At 48.8% G+C, this 570-nt stretch carries 2 protein-coding genes; both read left to right on the top strand.

Translation table 11 applies throughout. The annotated features are described in order from the left end of the window. On the top strand, nucleotides 1-335 hold a 335-nt coding region (locus R7190_RS29480), incomplete at its 5' end, for a hypothetical protein (RefSeq protein WP_318138151.1). Then, the coding region (tnpB, locus tag R7190_RS29475) for an IS66 family insertion sequence element accessory protein TnpB (protein WP_318138150.1) at nucleotides 332-570 on the top strand (239 nt) is incomplete at its 3' end. The genes R7190_RS29480 and tnpB, both read left to right, overlap by 4 nt.

The raw sequence follows: 570 nt of genomic DNA, 5'->3' as shown, positions 1-570 counted from the left end.
ACTGGCGCCAAAACCGAACTAAACGCACTCACACTCCTAACGAACTTCGACAATTGGCCGTTGAATTAGCAGACAGTCACTCCCATAATCACATTGCTACTGCGTTGAGGATTAACGCTCGACAACTCAAGATTTGGTGTGACCATGCTGCTGTCAATTCCACCGCCCCCTCTGACTTTATGTCATTGCCTATCGAACACGAATTTGAGCCTAATACAGAGCATCGTTTGAGCATTGAAATGACGCTACCAAACTCAAGTCAAATTCGTATTAGCGGAGAGCTGTCACTTCATCTGCTCCAAACCTTGCTGCAAGATGTGGGGGCATTAGCATGATCCATCTAACTGCGCAGACCCAAATCCTTCTGGCCATTAAGCCTGCCGATTTTCGTTGTGGAATTGATGGCTTTGTCGCCCTCTGTCGTCATCAGCTCAAACAAGAGCCACGTAGCGGTACCCTGTTTGTGTTCACCAATCGACGCCGAACCATGTTAAGGGCGCTATGCTACGATGGTTCCGGATACTGGTTGATGAGTAAGCGCCTGACCAAAGGGCGCTTTCAAGATTGGCC

This window comes from Vibrio sp. 1078-1 (assembly GCF_033340475.1).
The sequence above is the reverse complement of the archived record's forward strand: the minus strand, read 5'-3'. Positions and strand labels throughout refer to the sequence as shown.